The 21,369-nt window shown below is 39.7% G+C and carries 17 protein-coding genes; 10 read left to right on the forward strand and 7 right to left on the reverse strand.

Annotated elements, in window-relative coordinates; all coding sequences use genetic code 11:
* The first annotated feature begins 24 nt into the window (after nucleotides 1-24).
* From EHQ62_RS16410 to EHQ62_RS16425, 4 genes are all read left to right on the forward strand, one after another.
* Nucleotides 25-801: a YdcF family protein gene (locus EHQ62_RS16410; protein ID WP_015677078.1), complete on the forward strand. Its 777-nt coding sequence runs from the start codon at nucleotides 25-27 to the stop codon at nucleotides 799-801.
* A gap of 102 nt (nucleotides 802-903) precedes the next feature.
* Nucleotides 904-1,296 (forward strand): cytochrome c maturation protein CcmE domain-containing protein, encoded by a 393-nt coding sequence (locus EHQ62_RS16415; RefSeq protein ID WP_039928471.1) that lies wholly within the window; start codon nucleotides 904-906, stop codon nucleotides 1,294-1,296.
* The gene (locus tag EHQ62_RS16420) at nucleotides 1,293-3,500 is read left to right on the forward strand and encodes a heme lyase CcmF/NrfE family subunit (RefSeq protein ID WP_135644814.1); all 2,208 of its coding nucleotides are present in this window, start codon (nucleotides 1,293-1,295) and stop codon (nucleotides 3,498-3,500) included. The genes EHQ62_RS16415 and EHQ62_RS16420 overlap by 4 nt, the downstream gene beginning before the upstream one ends.
* Nucleotides 3,497-4,072, forward strand: a complete 576-nt coding sequence (locus EHQ62_RS16425; protein ID WP_135644816.1) for a cytochrome c-type biogenesis protein CcmH — start codon at nucleotides 3,497-3,499, stop codon at nucleotides 4,070-4,072. Before EHQ62_RS16420 ends, EHQ62_RS16425 begins: the two co-directional genes overlap by 4 nt.
* A gap of 46 nt (nucleotides 4,073-4,118) precedes the next feature.
* Here the strand turns inward: EHQ62_RS16425 and EHQ62_RS16430 are convergent, their stop codons facing one another.
* The gene (locus EHQ62_RS16430) at nucleotides 4,119-5,288 is read right to left on the reverse strand and encodes an aminotransferase class I/II-fold pyridoxal phosphate-dependent enzyme (RefSeq protein WP_135644818.1); all 1,170 of its coding nucleotides are present in this window, start codon (nucleotides 5,286-5,288) and stop codon (nucleotides 4,119-4,121) included.
* Between the two features lie 73 nt (nucleotides 5,289-5,361).
* Here EHQ62_RS16430 and EHQ62_RS16435 point away from each other — a divergent pair, with 73 nt between their 5' ends.
* Nucleotides 5,362-6,117, forward strand: coding sequence for an SIR2 family NAD-dependent protein deacylase (locus EHQ62_RS16435; RefSeq protein WP_135644820.1), 756 nt, complete (start codon nucleotides 5,362-5,364; stop codon nucleotides 6,115-6,117).
* 117 nt (nucleotides 6,118-6,234) lie between these two features.
* Nucleotides 6,235-6,591 carry a DMT family protein gene (locus tag EHQ62_RS16440; protein ID WP_135644822.1) on the forward strand — a complete coding sequence of 119 codons (357 nt, stop codon included), beginning with the start codon at nucleotides 6,235-6,237 and terminating at the stop codon, nucleotides 6,589-6,591.
* On the opposite strand, the gene EHQ62_RS16445 is transcribed toward EHQ62_RS16440, so the two are convergent.
* The 4 genes from EHQ62_RS16445 to EHQ62_RS16460 form a co-directional block, all read right to left on the reverse strand.
* A complete protein-coding gene (locus tag EHQ62_RS16445; RefSeq protein ID WP_135644824.1) occupies nucleotides 6,577-7,254 on the reverse strand; it encodes a phosphopantothenoylcysteine decarboxylase domain-containing protein in 678 nt (225 codons plus the stop codon). The two genes, EHQ62_RS16440 and EHQ62_RS16445, sit on opposite strands and share 15 nt — an antisense overlap.
* On the reverse strand, nucleotides 7,251-7,781 hold the full coding sequence (locus EHQ62_RS16450) for a phosphopantothenoylcysteine decarboxylase (protein WP_135644826.1): 531 nt from the start codon (nucleotides 7,779-7,781) through the stop codon (nucleotides 7,251-7,253). Before EHQ62_RS16450 ends, EHQ62_RS16445 begins: the two co-directional genes overlap by 4 nt.
* Entirely contained in the window at nucleotides 7,782-9,152 is a 1,371-nt protein-coding gene (locus EHQ62_RS16455; protein WP_135644828.1) for a hemolysin family protein, read from the reverse strand.
* A 217-nt stretch (nucleotides 9,153-9,369) separates the two neighbouring features.
* Nucleotides 9,370-11,982 (reverse strand): hypothetical protein, encoded by a 2,613-nt coding sequence (locus EHQ62_RS16460; protein ID WP_135644830.1) that lies wholly within the window; start codon nucleotides 11,980-11,982, stop codon nucleotides 9,370-9,372.
* Nucleotides 11,983-12,035: 53 nt separating this feature from the next.
* Here EHQ62_RS16460 and EHQ62_RS16465 point away from each other — a divergent pair, with 53 nt between their 5' ends.
* From EHQ62_RS16465 to EHQ62_RS16475, 3 genes are read left to right on the forward strand one after another with little or no spacing between them, the layout of a single operon-like run.
* Nucleotides 12,036-15,527, forward strand: a complete 3,492-nt coding sequence (locus EHQ62_RS16465) for a PAS domain-containing hybrid sensor histidine kinase/response regulator (RefSeq protein WP_135644832.1) — start codon at nucleotides 12,036-12,038, stop codon at nucleotides 15,525-15,527.
* Nucleotides 15,528-15,569: 42 nt separating this feature from the next.
* A complete protein-coding gene (locus EHQ62_RS16470; RefSeq protein ID WP_135644834.1) occupies nucleotides 15,570-17,447 on the forward strand; it encodes an ABC-F family ATP-binding cassette domain-containing protein in 1,878 nt (625 codons plus the stop codon).
* Nucleotides 17,444-19,177, forward strand: a complete 1,734-nt coding sequence (locus EHQ62_RS16475; RefSeq protein ID WP_135644836.1) for a SpoIIE family protein phosphatase — start codon at nucleotides 17,444-17,446, stop codon at nucleotides 19,175-19,177. Before EHQ62_RS16470 ends, EHQ62_RS16475 begins: the two co-directional genes overlap by 4 nt.
* On the opposite strand, the gene EHQ62_RS18765 is transcribed toward EHQ62_RS16475, so the two are convergent.
* Nucleotides 19,109-19,723 carry a hypothetical protein gene (locus EHQ62_RS18765; protein ID WP_244241819.1) on the reverse strand — a complete coding sequence of 205 codons (615 nt, stop codon included), beginning with the start codon at nucleotides 19,721-19,723 and terminating at the stop codon, nucleotides 19,109-19,111. The two genes, EHQ62_RS16475 and EHQ62_RS18765, sit on opposite strands and share 69 nt — an antisense overlap.
* A 3-nt stretch (nucleotides 19,724-19,726) precedes the next feature.
* Entirely contained in the window at nucleotides 19,727-20,068 is a 342-nt protein-coding gene (locus EHQ62_RS16485; RefSeq protein ID WP_135644837.1) for a hypothetical protein, read from the reverse strand.
* 298 nt (nucleotides 20,069-20,366) lie between these two features.
* Here EHQ62_RS16485 and ilvC point away from each other — a divergent pair, with 298 nt between their 5' ends.
* Nucleotides 20,367-21,368 (forward strand): ketol-acid reductoisomerase, encoded by a 1,002-nt coding sequence (ilvC, locus tag EHQ62_RS16490; RefSeq protein WP_012387727.1) that lies wholly within the window; start codon nucleotides 20,367-20,369, stop codon nucleotides 21,366-21,368.
* Nucleotide 21,369: the final 1 nt, after the last annotated feature.

Consider the following 21,369-nt stretch of genomic DNA (forward strand, 5'->3'; position numbering starts at 1 on the left):
GAGTGCATTTCGAATCCTTTCTTTATGGATTCCTTATTCTTTATCCTTTCTAAAGTCCTTACCATTTTTCTTTATCCCTTACCCGTATTTTTTTTACTTTGTTTTTTTCTTTTGTTTCGCATCAAATCTGGGAAAACAAAGTTTCTCTTTTTTTTACTCTGTTTCTTTTTATACCTTTCCTCTAGTTCTTTTGTCGCCAATGCACTTGTTTCTGGTTTAGAAAAAGATTTCCCTCCCATCTCCATAGAAGAGGCACCAAAAGCCGACGTAGCAATTGTACTTGGTGGCATGATCCAAACCATTTCTTCCGTAAAAGCAAGACCAGAACTAACCGACTCTGCCGATCGCATCACAGATGCCATTCGGTTGTATCATGCAGGAAAGGTAAAAAAAATCCTCTTTACAGGTGGGTCCGGTTTGTTGTTATCCGATGAATTCCGAGAAGCTAATTTAGCCAAATCGTTGTTAATTGATCTTGGAGTGAAAGAAACCGATATTATTTTAGAAAACAAATCCCGAAACACTTACGAAAATGCAGTGGAAACGAATAAAATTATCCAAGAAAAAAAATTCCAATCCTATATCCTTGTCACATCTGCCTTTCATATGAAACGTGCAGCTGGATGTTTTCAAAAACAAAATTTAGAAGTAAAACTTTTCCCCACAGATTACCGCTCTTTTCAAATGGATTCTGGTGCATTTGAATTGTATGTACCATCCGCAGGATACCTTGATACCACAACCTTTGCGCTCAAAGAATGGGTTGGGTATTTTGTTTACCGTGCCAAATCCTACCTCTAAAACGAGGATTTTATCGTAGATTTCGCATGACCTTTTTGTTTGACCGAAACTTGCAATCAGAGAGGTTAGAGGAAAGACGTGATTTCGTCTAAAGAATGGACCATGAATCGTAAGTTTTTAACCCTTTTATCCTTCATCGCAATCTCTCTAGGAGGCATTGCGTATTTTTCATCCCAAGAAACATCGTATTTACTGCTCGATGCCTCTGAACTTGCCGCAAACCAAACAAAATATTCGGAACAAAATTTACGTGTCCGAGGATTTGTACGTGTAGGGAGTTTGGTCAGGGAGGGCAGAAAAGCCAAATTTGATTTAGAACTAAACGATCAAATCATTCCCGTATTCTTCACGGGAGAAACACTATTGCCTGATGCATTCAAAGAAGGAGCACGTGCGCGAGTGGATGGGAAGTTAGAAAAAGGAGTACTTGTTGCAAGCCATGTCGAAGCAAAATGTGCTTCCAAATACGAAGCGGGTTATGCCGAGGAACAATGAATAATTTAGGAACCATCTTACTTGCCTCTTCCCTAGCCATTTTAATTTTCTCAAGCATCCAAACGATTTACGGGATTATTTCCAAAGAAAGAAAAGCGGTCGAACTTGGCCGCTTGGCTCTCATGACAAATCCGTTTGTTATCATTTTAACATTTATTGTTTTGCTTACGCAGCTTGTTCGTTCTGACTATAGCAACTATTATGTGGTGATGCACTCAAGCGAACACCTTCCCTTATTTTACAAAATGACTTCGATTTGGTCTGGGTCATCCGGAAGTTTACTGTTTTGGAACTTAATTTTAAATGTCTTCACCTTTATCGTGTTATGGCAAACTCGTAAATCCATCGAAGACCGAATTCCCATGATGAATCTCATTTTGGCAGTTTTATCTGGTTTTTTTAGTTTCCTTGCCGTATTTTATGGAGATGCGCAACCGTTTCGAGAATTTGTTCCAGAAGCTGCAGCAGGTAGAGGGCTAAACCCCCTCCTCCAACATTGGGCGATGATCATCCACCCACCCATTCTTTACATAGGTTATGTGAGTATCTCCATTCCTTTTGCGATCGCCATGTCAGCGTTAGTCTCTGGCCAACTTTCCGAAGATTGGATGAAGTTCATTCGCAAATGGACCTTGTTTTCCTGGTTTTTCTTAGGAACAGGGATCCTACTCGGCTCCAAATGGGCCTATGAAGAATTAGGTTGGGGTGGGTATTGGGCTTGGGACCCTGTGGAGAACGCATCCTTAATGCCTTGGTTACTCACAAGTGCCTTTGTCCATTCCGTTGTCATCCAAGAGAGACGAGGGATGTTGAAATTCTGGAATATGTTACTTGTGATCCTTGCCTTCCACTTTAGTTTACTTGGTACTTGGATCACTCGTTCGGGAGTACTCGAAGGCCCACATAGTTTTTCCAAATCCACAATCGGCACTCCTTTCATCGTTTATATCATAACCAGTTTTCTGTTTTTTACAGGTTTTGTGATTTACCGCAGAAAACACCTAACACCAGAAAGGAATTTAGAAGCGATCACCTCCAAAGAAGGAAGTTTTTTATTAAATAATTTCCTACTCGTGCTTTCGACCGCAGCAATTCTGTTAGGTGTTTTTTCCCCCCTATTGTATGGAAAAGAATTTAAGGCTCCTTGGTTCAATTCCTGGGGAGTACCTGCTGGAATCTTTTTATTATTGCTCATGGGATCTGCGCCCCTGCTTGCATGGAGAAAAGGTGCTGGTGCTGTATTTTTCTCCACCTTACTCAAACCATTCCTTTTTGGAATCTTGGGTGGTGGATTGTACATCCTCTTTTACTCACAAAACTTTACAAAACCCGATTCTAAGTATGGTGATGTTTTGGCTGAAGTTTATTCTGTTTTAACTGTTGGAATTGGTGTGTTCACAATTGCAGGGATTGTCCAAGAATACTACCGTGGGATAAAAGCGAGGCGAGAGGAATTTACAAATGAATCCTTATTCCGTGCTGGCCTAAATTTACTTCTCAAAAACAAAAGAAGGTATGGTGGGTATTTAGTTCACTTTTCTCTTGTTCTCATTTTTATCGGTTATGCGGGAAATGCTTTCAAAATCAATACATCAGTCAGATTTTTTTATGAACTGTTACCACCTACTTCCGAAGAAATCACTTACCAATCCATTGACAAAGCGATGGTTGGTGGTTATCAAATCGAAGCCAATACTTTAAAACTAAAACCAGTTTTGATTTCGGGACTCGGCGGAGAACCTAACATTCAAAATGTGATTGTCTCTCAAGAAGCAAGTTATGGAATTTACCGTGGATTGGAAAAAATAGCAACACTCGATACGGAAAGAAGGTTTTACCCACAAATTTCCCACCTAACGGGAGATTTCGAAACACATATCCCAACAAGTGAACCTGCAATCCATTCGATGGCGAAGGAAGACTTTTACATCCAATTAGGTGCCATCGAAACTTCTGATCTAAAATCAGAAAACCCAGACCTTCCTCTAATGTTCATGCAATACTACTTCACACCAGGAAGTGAAACGGAAAAACTCAAACTTTTCCTCAATTTCCCAAGGCAAATTGTGGCAAACTTAGAAGTTTGGATCAACCCTCTTGTGAAATTGATTTGGCTTGGTTCCGTTTTGTACTTTTTGTCAGGAATCTTTTTGTTGCTGCCCATTGGAGAGAAACGAAAAGAGCAAAAAGGGAAGGGAATATGATCCGTTTATTTTCCATCATTCTGTTATTGGGAACCTCGAGCGCCCTTTTCTCACAAAAGACCACAACGAATCTCAAAGAAGAAAGGCAAATCCAAACCTTTCTCAAGGTGACTGAAAAAATTCGTTGTATCTGTTTGCCAAGCCTACCCATCCAATCTTGTTCTTTTAATATGTGTGCGGCCTCTAGTTATCTCAAAACCTTCATTGAAAACAGAATCAAAGATGGGATGGGAGATGAAGAGATCATTTCCAAAATGGAGAATGGATTTGGAAATTCGATTCTCCAAGACCCGGTTGTTATGATGTTCCAAGAGAATGGAAACCAAGGGATGGTGGATTCCATTGTGTATGGTTTTGGACCAAAAATTTTAGCAAAACCTGATGATACTTGGATCAATGCCACCTTACTCGGGATAGGCGTTCTTGGACTCTATGGAATTTACCGATATGGAACCAAAAAAGTAAGAGCGAACTTAACTTCCAACGAGACTTCCTCTACCGATTCCAAGGAAACTCTTTCTGCCAAAACGGATGCCATCAAAGAAAAGATCCGCAAATTTGAAGAGTCATAACAAATTCATAACAAACGTTTGCTGAAAAAATCTTTTTATGATTGTTTCAGTTTCTAATTTGTAAACCATTCCATTCATTTCGGATTTGGACAAGTGCCAAAACCAGAGAATTTGTATCCGAAGTTGCTAATTTTGCATTGAGGCTAATGCGTAATCTTGGAGTAGGAACCGTTGGGGGGCGAATGGCACGTACATCCAATCCCAACTCTTGCAATCGTTTCGCATAAAACAAGGCTTCCGTTTCTGTTGGGAGTAATAAGGGTATGATATGAGAGGCAGTATTTGTAATGGAAAAGCCGTTGGAACGTAGGAGAACTTTTAAACCCTCTGCCAAAGAATGTAGGTGGTAACGTAAATCATCCATCGATCGAACGAGTTCCAACGCATAAATTGCCAATTTCGAAATGATTGGTAGTGGGGCCGTTGAAAAAATAAAAGGGCGCATTACATTGACTAAATGGTCTCTACCAATTTGTTTGGTGACAATAATCCCCCCTTCCAAACCAAATGATTTTCCTAAAGTGTACACGCGGTAATCAATGGACTGAATCGATTCTTTTGGTAAATCACGAAAGAGAATCCCTTTTCCTTCTTTGCCATACACTCCGAGAGCATGTGCTTCATCGACAACAAGAACAAAACCATACTCTTCTTTTAATTTGAGAAGAGTTGGGAAATCGGGACTATCCCCATCCATACTAAACAATGACTCCGTTACCACGATACGTTTCTGTTTTTTCTGAGGGTCGTCTACATCTGCTTTTCGTAATAAGGATTCCAAATGGTTTAAGTCTAGGTGGTTGTAATATTTTTTTTTGGCACCTGAAATGCGAATTCCATCCAAAATGGAGGCATGGTTCAATCGATCGGTAAACACATAACAATCTGGTGCTGCGATGGAATCGATAAGTCCGAAGTTTGCAACAAAACCATTGGAAACAAGAAGTGCCGCTTCCCCTTCTACAAAACTTGCAAATTCATTTTCGAACAGGTCCATGGAATCATAATTCCCACGAACCAGGCGAGAGGCAGTGGAACCAAAAGGATAGACGTTTGATAAGGAATGGTAGTATTCCATCATACGAGAGTTAGTGGCAAGACCCAAATAGTCATTGGAACAAAAATCAATCCCATGATAGGTTTTTGTTTCTCTAAATAATTGTTTTTCCTTTATGGAATCCAATTTTTTTTGGATTTCTTGCCAATGCCTGCTCACATTCACCAGATTTCCTGGCCCAAAATTTTTTCCGATTTAAATTTTCTAAGAATTTGTTAGAATCGAACAAGAAATGGACCTATTGCCAAAGGATTCTTTAGAAATAATCCGAAATGCGGACAGGATCGTCTTTCTTACGGGGGCTGGGATCTCAAATGAAAGTGGTATTCCTACGTTTCGTGGAGAAGGAGGGCTTTGGAAAAATTTCCGGGCCGAAGATTTAGCGACCACTTCTGCCTTTCAAAAGGATCCAAACCTTGTTTGGGAATGGTATGACTGGAGGCGAGGGATTTGCCAAAATGCAAAACCCAATGCAGGCCATCTAACAATTGCGAGTTGGCAAAAAAAATCAAAATCTGTATCCCTCATCACTCAAAATGTGGATGGGCTCCACCCCCGCGCAGGCAGTCATTCACTCATTGAATTACATGGAAATATTTTTAAGGCAAGGTGTACAAAATGTTCAGAAAAATTCCATATCATAGATGATGGACTTGACAAACCTGGACTTAAGTATTGTAAACTTTGTGAATCTCTGCTTAGGCCAGACATAGTTTGGTTTGGAGAAGAATACAACCAAACTCTCCTTACAAAAAGTTGGGAATATTGCAAACAATCCCAAGTGGTGTTTGTGATTGGAACCAGTGCCAATGTCTCGGTTCCTGCTAACTTAGCACAAACTGCCGTTCGCAATGGTGCAATCGGGATTGAAATCAATCCCGAGGAAACAAACCTGACAGCTTCCATGAAACATCACTTTGACGGAAAATCGGGAGAAATTTTACCAAAAATTTGGAATGAAGTGTTTCCAAACGAACCAATAAAATGAAAACCCGAGTTGGTAACTAATATCTAATATCAACCAAATATAAAAACGAACTCGCTCAAATGAAATTTAACAAATTAAGCAATTACTTTCTAGATAATAAAAAAGGAACCCAAACAAATGCTAACAGTCGCTTTACTCATTCTTTCTAATATTTTTATGACCTTTGCCTGGTATGGACACCTAAAGTATGCAAAATCAAACCAAATGTTTTATGTGATTTTATTTTCTTGGGGAATTGCTTTTTTTGAATACGTGCTTATGGTACCTGCGAATCGAATCGGTTACACAGTGTATAAATTTGAAGGTTTCCAATTGAAAATCATCCAAGAGATCATCACGATCTTTGTTTTTATTTTATTTGCCACACTATTCCTTGGCGAAAAAATCAAATGGAATTATATCGTGAGTTTTGGATTGGTATTACTTGCAGGCTATTTTGCGTTTGGATTTGGAAACAATTCAAACAGTCACTAAAAATTGAACGAGGGCCTCTGCTAAGTTTTCTTTGGGTAGTGGCCCAATTTCCTTTACAAGTCCAGTGGGACCGAAGATTCGCAAAATCGATTCCACTTCTCCAAACCCTTTTCCATGACCCACAACATTACCTACAATGAAATGAAGGCCTTTTCGGGTGAGTTTTTCTCTGGCATGTTTTTCCAAATCATTGGTCTCGGCAGCAAACCCCACTCTAAGGGAATTTTGGATTTGGTTTTCTTTAACATACTCATCCACTTGTTTTAACACATCTGGATTTTCTTCAAGCTCAAGTAACAAACCCTTACTCCCTTCCGAATTTCTTTCTTTTTTGATTTTATGTTCGGCGGTCATAATGGGCCTAAAATCTGCAGGAGCTGCGGCCATAACAAGCAAAGTATCATTTTGTAATTGAGACAAAACTGTATCGCGAAGTTGCATTGTGGTTTCCACTTCTAAGTTCTGTTTGGCGCCCGTAACTTTCGCATAACGTTCCAATGTATTCCCATGGATGTAGATGACTTCCACTGGGTATTGTAAAAAACATTTGGCTATTTCATATCCCATTTTACCAGAAGAGGCATTGGAAATATATCGGACGGGGTCAATCCATTCCCTAGTGGGGCCTGAGGTGACGATGACTCGTTTGAATTTTAAATTCATGAATTTTTTTTATGAAGGTCGATGATTTGTTCCATGATGGTTTCAACCGAGGCAAGTTTTCCATACCCTTCATCACCACAGACCACGATCCCTTTGTCTGGGGATACAATGTGTACTCCATCTGCTTCTAACGTTTTTAAGTTCCTTTGTACCGCTTTGTGCAGGTACATTCCAGGATTCATGGAGGGTGCAATTAACACGGGTGATGTGCAAGCAAGGTAAGTGGATGTGACCAAATCATCCGCAATTCCATTGGCCATTTTACCAATGATGTTGGCGGATGCAGGAACAACGGCAAAAACAGATGCAATGTTTTTGATTTCGATATGAGCCATACCTGTATCAAATTCATCCACCCTAACTGGTTTTCCGGTTAAGGCTTCAAAGGTGATTTTTCCAACAAACTTGGTGGCGTTAGAAGTCATGATCACTCGAACCGGGTATCCATTTTTGGTAAGCCCTCTCACCAAATCACAAGCTTTGTAGGAAGCAATGGAACCGGATACTGCGATGATGATTTCTTTCATTTAACGGTCCTCGTAGGATAGTTCCCTTTCCATTTCCGAATCATGGTCTTCTTCTATTTTCGGAGTGAAGAGGATGGAAATGATTTTATTGCCTTCCATTTTTTTCACTTTGAGGCTACCTTTTTTGATTTGGACGATGCTACCTTCTTTTGGCATATCCTCGTTTTTTTCCATAAAGTAACCGGCGATGGTACGAACTTCTTCCATATCAGAAGGTTCTTCTCCTTCTAAGATATCGGTTAAACTGGAAAGTTCGGTTTCCCCATCTAAGGTGATGGTTTTGGTTTTTTTGTTTTTGGATGTGACATCCACTTCATCCGTGTCAGTTTCATCTCGGATTTCACCAAAAAATTCTTCGATAATATCTTCTAACGTGAGTAAACCGGAAACTCCACCATATTCATCAATGACAATCGCCATATGTTGTTTTTTCTCACGAAGTTTTGTCATCACTCGTTCAATCGACATAGATTCAGGAACTTTAACAAAATCCTTTTCCATGATCACGGTGATTTTTTCCTTTTTGCCTTTTGCAGAAAGGTGGGCCGCTTGCCATTTTAAATACTTTTGAACGTGAACAATCCCAACAATTTTATCCAACGTTTGGTTATATACTGGGTAACGTGAAAAACTATGTTCTGCAATCAGAGGTAATAATTTATCGATCGTTGATTCTTGTGGGATACCAATGATAGAAAGGCGATGTGTCATTACATCCTTCGCTGTATGTTCGGAAAAATCAAAGGTCTTTTGGATGAGTTGCATCTCTGCATTATCAATCCGACCTTGTTTCCTTTGTTCTTCGATGATGATCATGAGCTCTTCCGCAGAATGAACGTACTTATCACCAGTGCGTTGCAAACGGAAGAGTGTGAGTATCCCACCTGCCAATCGATTCATAATGAATGTAACAGGGAAAAACAAATAATAGAACAACCACATGGGAGCTGAAACACCTAACGCAATCGCTTCGGTATTTTGAATTGCCAGTGTTTTTGGAACTAACTCCCCTAAGATCACATGGAGGAGTGTGATGAAAGTAAACGAAACTCCAATCGAAATGCTGTGAATGGTGACGATGTCCAATTCGATTTGGAACATATGTAAGAAACCAGAAACAACACTGGCAAATAATGCCTCGCCAATCCAACCAAGGAGGAGGCTAGCAATGGTGATTCCCACTTGGCAAACCGACAACATATCATCGATTTTTGAGATGGCTTTTTTTGTGAGTTGGGACATGGCCCGGTTTTCTTTGACAAGCTCCTCAAGGCGTGAGGGGCGGATTGAAACCATCGCAAACTCTGCAGCGACAAAGAAACCATTGACAAAGACAAGGAGGAAGATGAGAAAGATGCCGATTATTTCCATAGAAACTCGAACACCACTAAAGTTTTAAAATCAGGGTCCATTGTGTAATGAGGAACAGAATTAAGTATTTTGGACCGAACTTCTAGTGTCGCCTACAATTTGGGAGAAAATCTTAGGAAAAAAGGGAAAGGAAAGTAAGCTTACAAATCTTACCCCCCCGTTTTCCGAAACAAGGCTCAGGGGGATGGGAAGGGTAGATCGATAAATTATGTCTCATTTACTGGGCTGTGGCAAACACCCAAACCCCCTCTTCTTTGTAAGCCGCAGGTTCTGCAAGGCTTTGCAGGGAAATGGAATCGAGCACTGGTAAGGTTGGGAGGTATCCGATTTTTTTTGTCCCAGAACGAAACCAAAAATGCATCCATTGGTAGTGAAGGGCCGGATCACTCCAAGACTTACCTAACACTCGTTCGGTGTAAACAATCATCTTGGGTACTGTTCGGTAGTCAATACGTCGGAATAATTTTAAGAAAGAAATCTCTTCGGTCATCCCACTCTCAAGCCTACAGGACCAACTGAGAACTGGACCCAGTGTGGAAACATTTGTTGTGGCAGGGAAATCCCAAAGGTGCAATCGCTCCTTGTCTTTTAAAATGCGTGAACCTTCAAAATATGCAGTGTCAACGAGGTTAATCCCTTTTCCATCCAGCGAACGCATATTTGTTGGGCACTTCCATGAATACAAATTGAGAGGTTTTTGGGAGTCTGTGTTTGGATACAAACTAAAGAAAAATACAAATGATTGGTCTTTTAACTCTTTTTTAATGGTTTTGTACAATCCCATACCAAAGTCGTTTAAATAAATTTGCACCTTTTCTTGGTCCTTGTTAGAAGAAACCAGTTCTTTGACTGAATCTACGATATCAGAGGCATCAGGTCTTTGGGAACGAACGAGTTTCCAATTCAATTGGTTGCGTTTGGATTCTTTTGGGTTAAACGTAAAAACATAAATCTCTTCCTTATAAGGCAAAAGGAAAATTGTAGGATGTTTTACTGATTCAAGTGAACGTGGGTTTTCCTCTTCATTTTTCCTTTGGATCGAATTTTCTGTTTCCCGACTTTCTGCGTAGGTAGAATCAAAAAACTTGGATTCCCTCGCGGTTCCAAATCCTGATAAAAATTTAAACTGTTGGTTCACATAGGGAATTTGGAAGAGAGAATGGGGACTACTCTTTAGATTCCTTTGTGTTTTGACACTGTTGTATTTGAATAAAGTATCAAATAAACCCCACACATCATTGTCATCACGCAAATGGCTGAGTGCATATTCAAAAAATAAGTCAGTAGAAAAAGCGATGGGACGATAGTTCCGAATGTAATACAAATCCTCATACGGATGGTTTAACAGATAATCACTCAGACCATCGCGGATATTGCCATTGACGGGTCCTTTTTTCCCTGAAGCAGTGTGTGCAAAAATAAATCCAAAATTTCGTAGGAATTCCGCGGCATAAAATGCATTTTCTTCATCCAAAATCCCACGGCTTTTGGTAAGTTCGATGGTTGATTTTCGATACTCTTTCCTATATATTTGGTTGTACCCTTGTAAAATGGTGGCCGCATACTCAAGCCGTCTCCATTTTTTTTCCTGAGCCATATAAATGATTTCGTCAGTCATTCGCGATGACAATTCAGGGTTTTGGTCCATTAACATCTGTGAGATGCGAAGTTTCGGCCAAATGTCTGCTTCTGTTAATTTTTCAGGGTCTTTGATTTTTTGTAATGCTCTTAGGGCAGATTCAGACCCATTCACTTTATACAATGATACAGAAATCAAATCCTTTACTTCAGCAAGTGTCATCGGTTCATTTAAAAATGGATGGTGTATGTCCGAGGACCAATTGTTTAAATCCAATTTCAAATAATAATCCAAGGACTTTTTATATTCCTTTTGGAAGTAAGACAAAGCACCTAACTTTACATAGATGCGATTGAGCATGGATGTTTTTTTTCCACGGGCAGTCTTTAGAAATTGTAGGTAGGATTCTTCCGCTCCACTCAGATCACCGGACAAAATTTGGAAAAATGACATTCGTTCAATCGAGTTTTCGTTTGCATTGCCTTCAGTGATTTTTTCCAAATCCAAAATCATTTTTTGGAAATGGATCCCTTCCCGAGCAAATCCTAAAAATGCTAACTTGGCTGGCAAATCTTCATCAATCCGATCAAGAAGAGGAATCCAATCTAAATTTCCATCTTCAAAAAAAGGGGAACTAACACGCATTATGTTAACAAAATGTTTATGCATGTCTTTGTCTTTGCCCGTTGGTAAGTCAATATAGTATTGCAAACGAAACACTCGACAGAGTGAATAATATGGTTTCGATTTTTGACAATCCATGCGAACCATAGTTTTTTTCTCATCCTCTCCTGACTGGAAAAGATTGGTTCGCATATTCTTTGCTAAATTTCGTAAGTAGGAATTTGGTTCTTTTTGGATGTAGGTATCCAACATTTTGATGGCTTGGACTTCGTCTCCTTGCGATTGTTTCCAAAGAGAAGTGAGTAAAAAATCAGCAAACGAATACTCACCCTTTTTTGTCCTAAGGTCATACAATACCCTACCAATGCCTTCTTTGTCTTTTGTTTTGAGAAAGTATTCCCCTAACATCAGATAATAATCGATTTCCTGGTTGGTGGACAGATTTTCGGGTGATTTGAAACGGAAGTCATCACGGATCGCGATTTGTTCCTTCCCTTGGATGAACAATTTTCCTTGGTTTCCAGACACAACCCAACCATGATTTCTTTGGTTTTGTGCGTATATAGTAGTAAGAGAACCTAAGATGATGAAACTGAAAAAAATAGAAAGTGACAGTCGACTCTTCATCGTATCTTTGATTCTCTAGGACCGAGGGATTTGGTCAAGTGACATAAAGGGAAATGGCAGAAAGTTTCGATTACCAAAACATAGTAGAAAGCTTCGATGAATTCCTGATTGTTTTGGATGGCAATTTAGAAATCCAGTTTTCCCGAACTTCGCCAAACTTATACCTCCCGAAGGATTCGGTAGCGGTTGGGAAACACGTAAAAGAACTCCCCATCATCCCAAGAGACAGCCTCATTTTATCTAATTTGTGCCAGGAAACCTTAAGCCGGAGGATTCCATTCCAATTTTCGACTTCACTTCTCGGAAACCAATACAGGGTATTGGGAAGATTCCTCGAAACAAAGTCTGGACCATGTGTGATCTTACGGGGAGAACCCAGTTTTAATATAGAAGGTGTGGTCCTTGATAGCGGTCCTTTTGTCATCTTTCGCTACAAATTTGATTCTGAGTTTTTAATCACTTATGTATCTCCCAATGTATCACATAACCTAGGTTACCAAACCGGTGATTTCAAAAAAGGGAATTTAAGTTTAGAAAGTTTGGTGCATCCTGATGACAAAATACAGTTCGAAACGATAGAAAAACAATTCATCAAAAACAAAGAAAGAACTTACGAGAGGGAATTTCGGTTCAGAAAACCCGATGGAACTTATATTTACCTTTCGGAATATAGTGTTGTTAGTTATTATGATTCCTATCCAACGGAAAAGATATCCTACTTATCAGACGTAAGCGAAAGAAAAGAAAAAGAATTAGAAATCAAAAACCAAAGGGATGAACTCAATCGAATCCGAGTCCTCTTTGAAGAGACCAATGCGGCAGCCAATGTAGGTGCTTGGGAAGTTGACCTCCTCCAAAACAAAATTTTTTGGGCAAAAGAAACCAAACGAATCCACGAAGTTCCAGATGACTACGTACCAAGTTTAGAAAATGCTTTCCAATTTTACCCAATTGAATCCGAACAAAATGAACTCCGAAAAGTTTTTGAGGATACAATCCATTTTGGTAAATCCTATGATCTTGTTTTACAAATCAAAACATTTACGGGCATAAACAAATGGGTTCGAACCATTGGGCATGGAGTTTTTGAAAATGGGCAATGCATACGAGTTTATGGGAGTTTCCAAGACATCACAAATAGTGTCAATTTAGACAAACAAAAAGAAGAAGCCTTATCCAAACTCGAAACCATTTTGGATGCCACAACTCATGTGACCATCATCGGAACCGATACCGAAGGGACCATCACCCATTTTAACAAAGGGGCTGAATACCACTTACAATATACCGCAGAAGAAATGATCGGGAAACAAACTCCCACGATTTTGCATAAAGAATCGGAAGTTTCGTACCGAGCAGAAATTATATCGCAAGAATTTGGGATTCCAATTTCCGGATTTGAAACCTTTGTACACAAAGCAAGGTTAGGTGCCTACGACTCACATGAGTGGACCTATATCAGAAAGGATGGATCCGAATTTCCAGTCCAACTGGTCATTACGACTACGCGAGACCCAAAAGGAGAAATCACTGGATACTTAGGAATTGGAATTGATATCTCTACCCAAAAAGCCACCGAAGAAGCGTTACGCGAAAGTGAAAGGCGCTGGCAATTTGCATTGGAAGGTTCGGGTGATGGAATTTGGGATTGGAATGCAGTAACCAATCAGGTATTCTTTTCAAGCCAGTGGAAATCCATGTTGGGCTTTTTAGACTCTGAAATTGGAACCAGTTTATCCGAATGGGAATCGAGAGTTCATCCTGATGACAAAGAAAAATGTTTTTCTGATTTGGAAAAACATTTTACGGGTCTCACACCAGTTTACATGAACGAACACCGAATGTTGTGTAAAGATGGAACTTACAAATGGATTTTAGATAGAGGGAAAGTCATCGAACGAACTGTTGATGGAAAACCCCTTCGTGTGATAGGAACACACACGGATATCACAAATAGAAAAGTTTTAGAAAATGATTTGATCATTGCTAGAGAAAAAGCAGAAAACGCATCGAATGCTAAGTCAAACTTTTTGGCCAATATGAGCCATGAGATTAGAACTCCACTGAATGGAGTGATTGGTTTTGCTGATCTACTCATGCGAACTGACTTAAACCAAGTGCAAAGAAAGTATATGGAGACAGTCCACCTCTCTGCCATGTCCTTACTCGATTTGATCAACGACATCCTCGATTTTTCCAAAATTGAATCTGGAAAAATGGAACTTTATAAAGAAAGGGTCAATATTTTTGATTTATTACATCAAATAGCAGAAATCGTCAAACACAAGGCATACGAAAAAGGATTGGAACTCATTTTAAACATTTCTCCTAAAGTTCCAAGGAATGTATTTGTAGACTCCTTACGATTACGACAAATTTTACTGAATTTGATTGGAAACGCTCTCAAATTCACACTCAAAGGTGAAATTCAAATCAAATTAACTGCTTCACCTTTGAACACAAATGAATATGAATTTTTGTTTGAAGTGATTGATACAGGGATCGGAATCGATAAAGACAACCAAAAGAAAATCTTTGAAGTATTTGCCCAAGCAGACAATTCCACAACACGTCAGTTTGGTGGGACAGGACTTGGCCTTTCAATTACTTCAAAACTTTTACAATTATTTGGTTCCAAAATTGAATTGGAATCAGAATTAAACGAAGGTTCCCGGTTTTATTTTAAATTTACGACACTTGCTGACAACGAACGTAATTTAGAACCAGATTTAAAATCAATTCAAAATGTATTGGTAGTGGACGATAACCAAACAAATCTTTTAGTCATCAAAGAGATGTTAGACTACAAAAACATAAACACTACCACGGTAAGTTCACCAACCGAAGCTCTCAAAAGGATCATAAAAGGTGAGATTTTTGATATTGTGATTTCATATTACAATATGCCAGAGATGAATGGGCTTGAATTCATCTCATCCTTAAAACAAATTTTAATCCAAAACAAACAAAAAATACCGTATCTCACCATTCATACGTCTTCCAATGAAGAAATCATCTACGAAAAAGGGAAGGAACTTGGTGTTGGTATCATCCTTTTGAAACCGATACAAACCAATATTTTATATGAAAGTTTATCTGATTTAATTTCGGGAAGGGTTGCAGAAGAAGCTCAAAACAAGGAAAATCACTTAAAACCAATTTTATCGAACGAAAAAATAAAAGTGATGATCGTAGAAGATAATCCGGTGAATATGATGTTAACCAAAACCATTGTCTTAAAAATTTTACAGTCTGCAATCATCATCGAAGCAAATAATGGTTTGGAAGCTGTCGAACATTTTAAAAAAACAGAACCTGACCTAATCCTTATGGACATCCAAATGCCAGAAATGAATGGGTATGATGCCACAAGAGAGATCCGCAAATTAGCAATTGGCAGAAACGTTCCGATCATTGCTCTCACTGCTGGTACACTATCGGATGAAGAAAACAGGTGTTTGGAAAGTGGAATGAATGATTATATTTCGAAACCTGTGGTCTTAAATACCATCGCGGAAAAACTTAAACACTGGCTTTTGAAATAATCAGATTGAATACGATTGTCCGATTGAGGCCATTTCTTTCTCATGGACATTGTGCTAGTCTCAGTCTCCAAACTTTCCAAAACCATCGGCGAAAAAAAACTTTTTACCAACCTTGATTTCTCTATCAGTGAAGGAGAAAAACTTGCCATTGTTGGAATCAATGGATCCGGTAAGTCCACACTGCTTCGGGCAATTCTAGGAAAGGAAGAAACAGATTCTGGACAAATCATCAAAAACAATAACCTAAAAATCGCAATCCTCGATCAAAACCCAATTTTTGATCCCAAGGAAACCATCCTCGACCATATTTACAAAGGGGATAACAAACTCGTCAAAACCATTCGTAAGTATGAAGACATCTGTGAACGTATGAGCGAAGGGGAAGAAGGCCTCGATGATGAGTTTACAAATGCCTCACAAGAAATGGATAGACTCTCTGCTTGGGATTATGAACAACAAATTAAATCCATATTACGAGAATTAGGTGTCGAAAAACTCGAACGAAAGATGTCTGAGTTGTCGGGTGGGATGTTGAAAAAGGTGGAACTTGCCAAGTCTCTCATTGATGAAAGTAATTTACTGATCTTAGATGAGCCAACAAACCATTTGGATGTAAAATCCATTTTATGGTTAGAAGACTACCTTGCCAATTTAGACAAAGCAATCCTACTCATCACACATGACCGTTATTTTTTAGATCGGATCGTAACAAAAATTTTAGAACTCGATCGTGGGAATTATTTTTTATACGAAGGAAACTACTCCATTTATTTGGAACGAAAGGTAGAACGAGAAGAAACACTTCAAAAACAAGAAGACAAAATCAAACAGTTTTTGAAACAAGAAGTGAAATGGCTCAAACGCCAACCCAAAGCCCGTACCACAAAACAAAAAGCAAGGATTGACCGAGCAAATGAGTTACAATCCAGAGAAAAACGTGAAATCCAAAAAGATTTGGAACTCAGTGTTGCTGCAAAACGCCAAGGGAAAACCATATTAGAAATCCATAATCTTAAAAAATCCATTGGTGAAAGAGTTCTCATCAATGACTTCACATATACGTTTAAAGCAAAAGAAAGACTTGGGATCATTGGGCCAAATGGTATCGGAAAATCTACTTTACTGAATTTAATGGCGGGACGTCTAACACCAGATAGTGGCTATTTAAAACCAGGACTCAACACGAAGGTTGGGTATTTTGACCAAACAAGTTCCGAACTTCCCTTAGAACGAAATGTACTAGAATACATCAAAGATGTGGCAGGTGAGATGATTGAAACGGAATCCGGTGAAAAAATTTCTGCAGCAAAGATGTTGGAACGATTTTTGTTTGATGGGAAATTACAATACACTCCCATCGCCAAACTTTCTGGAGGTGAAAGGCGTAGACTTTTCCTGGTTCAAATTTTAATGACAGGTCCAAACTTTCTCATCCTAGATGAACCTACCAATGATTTGGATATCCAAACCCTTTCTGTATTGGAATCATTTTTAGACGAGTTCCCTGGAACCGTAGTGATTGTCTCGCATGATCGTTACTTTCTCGACCGAACCGCAGAAAGCCTACTCATCTTTCGAAAAGAAGGAAAACTGGACCATTATATTGGAACCTTCTCTTCCTTTTTGGAACAAGATAGTTTAGAAATTGAAAACGAACCAAGTTCTATTCAAACCACGGTGGTCAAAGAAAGTTCTCCCGCTGTGGAAAAACCTAAAAAATCAAAACAAGACCTAAAGAAAATCCAAACCTTAGAAAAAGAGATCGCATCACTCGAAGCGAAAAAAACGGACTTAGAATCAAAATTGAGTACATTCGCAAATGATCATATGGAACTAAACAAAATATCGAAAGAAATCCAAACAATTGAGGCGGAAATTCTTTACAAATTGGAGGAATGGGAAATGTTTCATTCCGAATGAAAACGGTCCATTACACAAGAATCCTCCTTTGGACCCCCATCATCTTCATTGGGTATTTCATTTCCGCACAAATTGGATTCAATATTGCCTTTCTGAATAGCCAAGTTTCACCTGTTTGGCCACCAGAAGGAGTGGGGCTTTCCTCCTTATTACTGCTTGGCCCTGTTGCTTTACCTGGAATTTATCTAGGTGCCACACTTGCCAACTTCTACAATAACCCACACATCCAAACAGCGTTTATTATAGGGATAGGGAATACACTGAGCAGTTATGTCAATTACCGCATCATCAAACGTGTGACGGAAAAAACAGATCCTTTGTATTCCACAAAGGATTTGATTTACTTCTTAAGCATTGGAACCTTTCCAGGATCTTTTATCAGTGCCGTGCTTGGTGTCACAAGTTTATGGTATTGGGATTTTTTATCTTCTGAATTGTATTTCAACGTATTCTTTACTTGGTTTTCCGGCGAGATGTTAGGGTTTCTCATTGTTGCACCCCTCCTCTTTGTTTGGTTTTATCCCAAATCCAAGTTAAACTTAGATGTATCGAAACAATTGGAACTTTTCCTTTGGATCATCATCGTTTATATTTCCGGATCCATTGCCTTTAGTGATGAATGGCCCCTTCTCTTTGTTCCCATTCCCTTTGTCATTGTCACAAGCATCCGCTTCCGTCAATTTGGTGCCACTTTATCAACGGTGGTTTTATCTTACACTGCCGTCACACTCACCATTGATGGGAAAGGTGTATTTGCCAGGCGTGATGCCAGCGGATTATCCATCAATGATTCTCTCATCTTCTTAGATGCTTTTTTATTTTGTATTAGTGGGATTGCCTATTTTCTTGTGACAGCCACACGTGAAAGGGAACGTGCACAGGAAACTTCTTTAAAATCCTTACAAGTGTTAAATGAACTAAAAGAAAAAGCCAACGAAGAATTGGAGCAAAAAGTTTTAGAACGAACTGCTGTTATCGAGGAACAGAGGATCGAAATTGAAAAACAATTGGATATGGCAAAACGAATCCAAGAATCCCTTTTCCCTCAAAAAGAAATTATTCCCAATGGGGTCGAAATTTTATTCAAAAACATCCCTATGATGAAGGTTGGTGGTGATTTGTATGATATTGTGTGGAGGCATGACAAACAAGAATTAGGTGTTTTTATTTGTGATGTTTCTGGGCATGGAATTCCTGCAGCACTTTTAAGTGCTCTTGTCAAAACCTCACTGGAAAAATGGAAAGAAGACCCGAAGGATCTAAAAGAAAACTTAGAGTCGATTCGAAACCAAATCATTCCCAACTTAAGAGAACATTTTGTTACCGCAAGTTTACTCCACTTGTATACTGATTCAGGGGTCTTAACCTTTGCTCGTGCAGGGCATTTCCCTCTTTTTATCATTCGTAAATCAGGGGCTCTCGTCAGCCTAAAACCAATGGGACGAATCATCACACCGATCTTTGATATCCTTGCCGAGGAAGAAAAGTTCCAATTGGAAAAAGGTGATTTGATTGTGCTTTTGACAGATGGTCTGACAGAAGCAAGAGACCCTTCCACATTGCAAATGTTTGGGGAAGACAAACTCTTAAACCTGGTCCGGGATCTCCGAGGCCAACCCTTAATCGAAATTCGAGATGAAGTATTCCAATCCGTAATCCACCTATCCGGTGGCATCCAAGCCATCCAAGATGATTTGACTCTTGGGCTCATTCGGTATACGGGAGTTTGATGGAGGTTCTAAAAACTCTTCAATACAAGGGATGAGAATTTCTATGCGATCTCTTTCATTCATGGGACCCAGTTCACCACCCCGAGGGAACATGGATTTTTGATAGTCTGCGTAATTGACATTGGAAATCATCTCTAACATCTCGATGGATTTGGATTTGGTTTGGCGGAGGTAAGCGGCGCAGGAAATAAAGGAACCTATCGAAGTCAACTCTCTGCGAAAGTATTGGATCTTATACGAATTAGCATCCAGGTCATATACCCTAAGTCTATCGGGATACTGTTCCTTTTTTGTTTGCATCCACTCATGGATGTCCATTCCTGCAGGTAAATGGATGGGATTTTTCGGATATACCCTTCTCTCTTTTGGTAAAAGGCTCCCACAAGAGTTAGAAAAAGAGGTTACCAAAATGAGGAAGAGACAAGAAGCAAAAACCACTGAAACAGAGGATCGATTCTTAGTTTGAGAACCAATCCGATTCAGACAGATTGTACGGTTGTATTCGATCTTCCAAAAGAAGATTTTTTGGGAATCTTTAGTATCCAATTCCTATAACCTCCATTTCCCCGGGCTACCTAAGTTATTGTAACGCCCCCCTGGGATATGGAACGGATTATGACCGCCACCAGACCTTGGCATTTGGTATTGGCTACCCCCATAATTTGGTACCCCATAACGACCTGAATACCCTTGGTAAGTGTATGGGAATTGGTGGTAATTATGGCCTTGTTGGCTTGGATGCCTTACGTAATAAGAATCATTCCCATAGTCTGGAGTGATACAACCCACACCCAAACCGGAAAAACCACCTACTAGTAGTAAGCTGCACAAATACCGAACGATCCTTTGGCGACTGAGTATCTCTAACGATTCAAAATTGATTCTGTTCATAATGGAATGAAGTATAACCACCAAACAATGATTCCGGAATGGAGGGTTCCCGCATTTGCGGGGATCACCTATGCAAATGCATTTTGAAGGATCCAAATGAGAGAAAGGCTTGGTAATCGTATTATGTCTCTTACGCGCCCTTGATGCGGAGGAGGCGTTAGCCGTCCGAAGGACCGAAGCGAATGCGAAAGTCCGGAGCGAGCAAGGAAAGGCGCCCTAATTCGTTCTTGTTTCCCTCGTTATAGTTCAAAATGATGGAAAAATCAGTTAAATTTTCCGCAGGAAGTGTGCCCCATCCATGGCAAATATCTATTACGACGACAGTTGCGATCTCAATCTCCTTAAAGGTAAAACCATTGCAGTGATTGGCTACGGAAGCCAAGGTCACGCCCAAGCTCAAAACATGAAAGATTCTGGTTTGAAAGTCATTATCGGACTTCGCGATGGATCCAAATCAGTGAAAGAAGCAAAAGAAGCAGGCTTCGAAGTCTACAATGTTGCGGAAGCTTCCAAAAAAGCAGACATCATCCAAATCCTTGCTCCTGATACCATCCAAGCTGACATGTATAAGGCGGACATTGAACCAAACCTAAGTGAAGGTAAGGCTCTTGTTTTCTCTCATGGGTTTAACATCCATTACGATCTCATCACTCCTCCGAAAAACGTAGATGTTTACATGGTAGCACCGAAAGGACCAGGACACTTAGTTCGCCGTGTGTATACAGAAGGTGGTGGGGTTCCATGCCTTATCGCAATTTACCAAGATGCAACAGGCCAAGCAAAAGCTCGTGCACTCGCTCACGCAAGTGGAGTTGGTGGGGGAAGAGCTGGAATTTTAGAAACATCTTTCCGTGAAGAAACAGAAACAGACCTCTTCGGAGAACAAGCAGTTCTTTGTGGTGGTGTGGCAAACCTTATCATGAGTGGTTTTGAAACGCTTACAGAAGCGGGATACGATCCAGAGATTGCTTACTTTGAATGTTTACACGAAGTAAAACTCATCACTGACCTTATCTATGAAGGTGGATTGGCACGTATGCGTTTTTCCATCTCTGATACTGCAGAGTATGGAGATTACATCAGTGGACCACGTGTGATTGATGCGGGTGTCAAAGCTCGTATGAAAGATGTTCTCACAGACATCCAAAAAGACAAGGGTGCGGCGTTTGCAAAACGTTGGATGGCTGATACAAAAGCTGGATACCCTGAATACAAAAAACTCAAAGAAAAAAATGCGGCTCACCCAATCGAAGCAGTAGGAACAAAACTACGTTCGATGATGAAGTGGCTTGCAAAGTAAT

It is taken from the genome of Leptospira jelokensis, assembly GCF_004769635.1.
Taxonomy (GTDB): domain Bacteria; phylum Spirochaetota; class Leptospiria; order Leptospirales; family Leptospiraceae; genus Leptospira_A; species Leptospira_A jelokensis.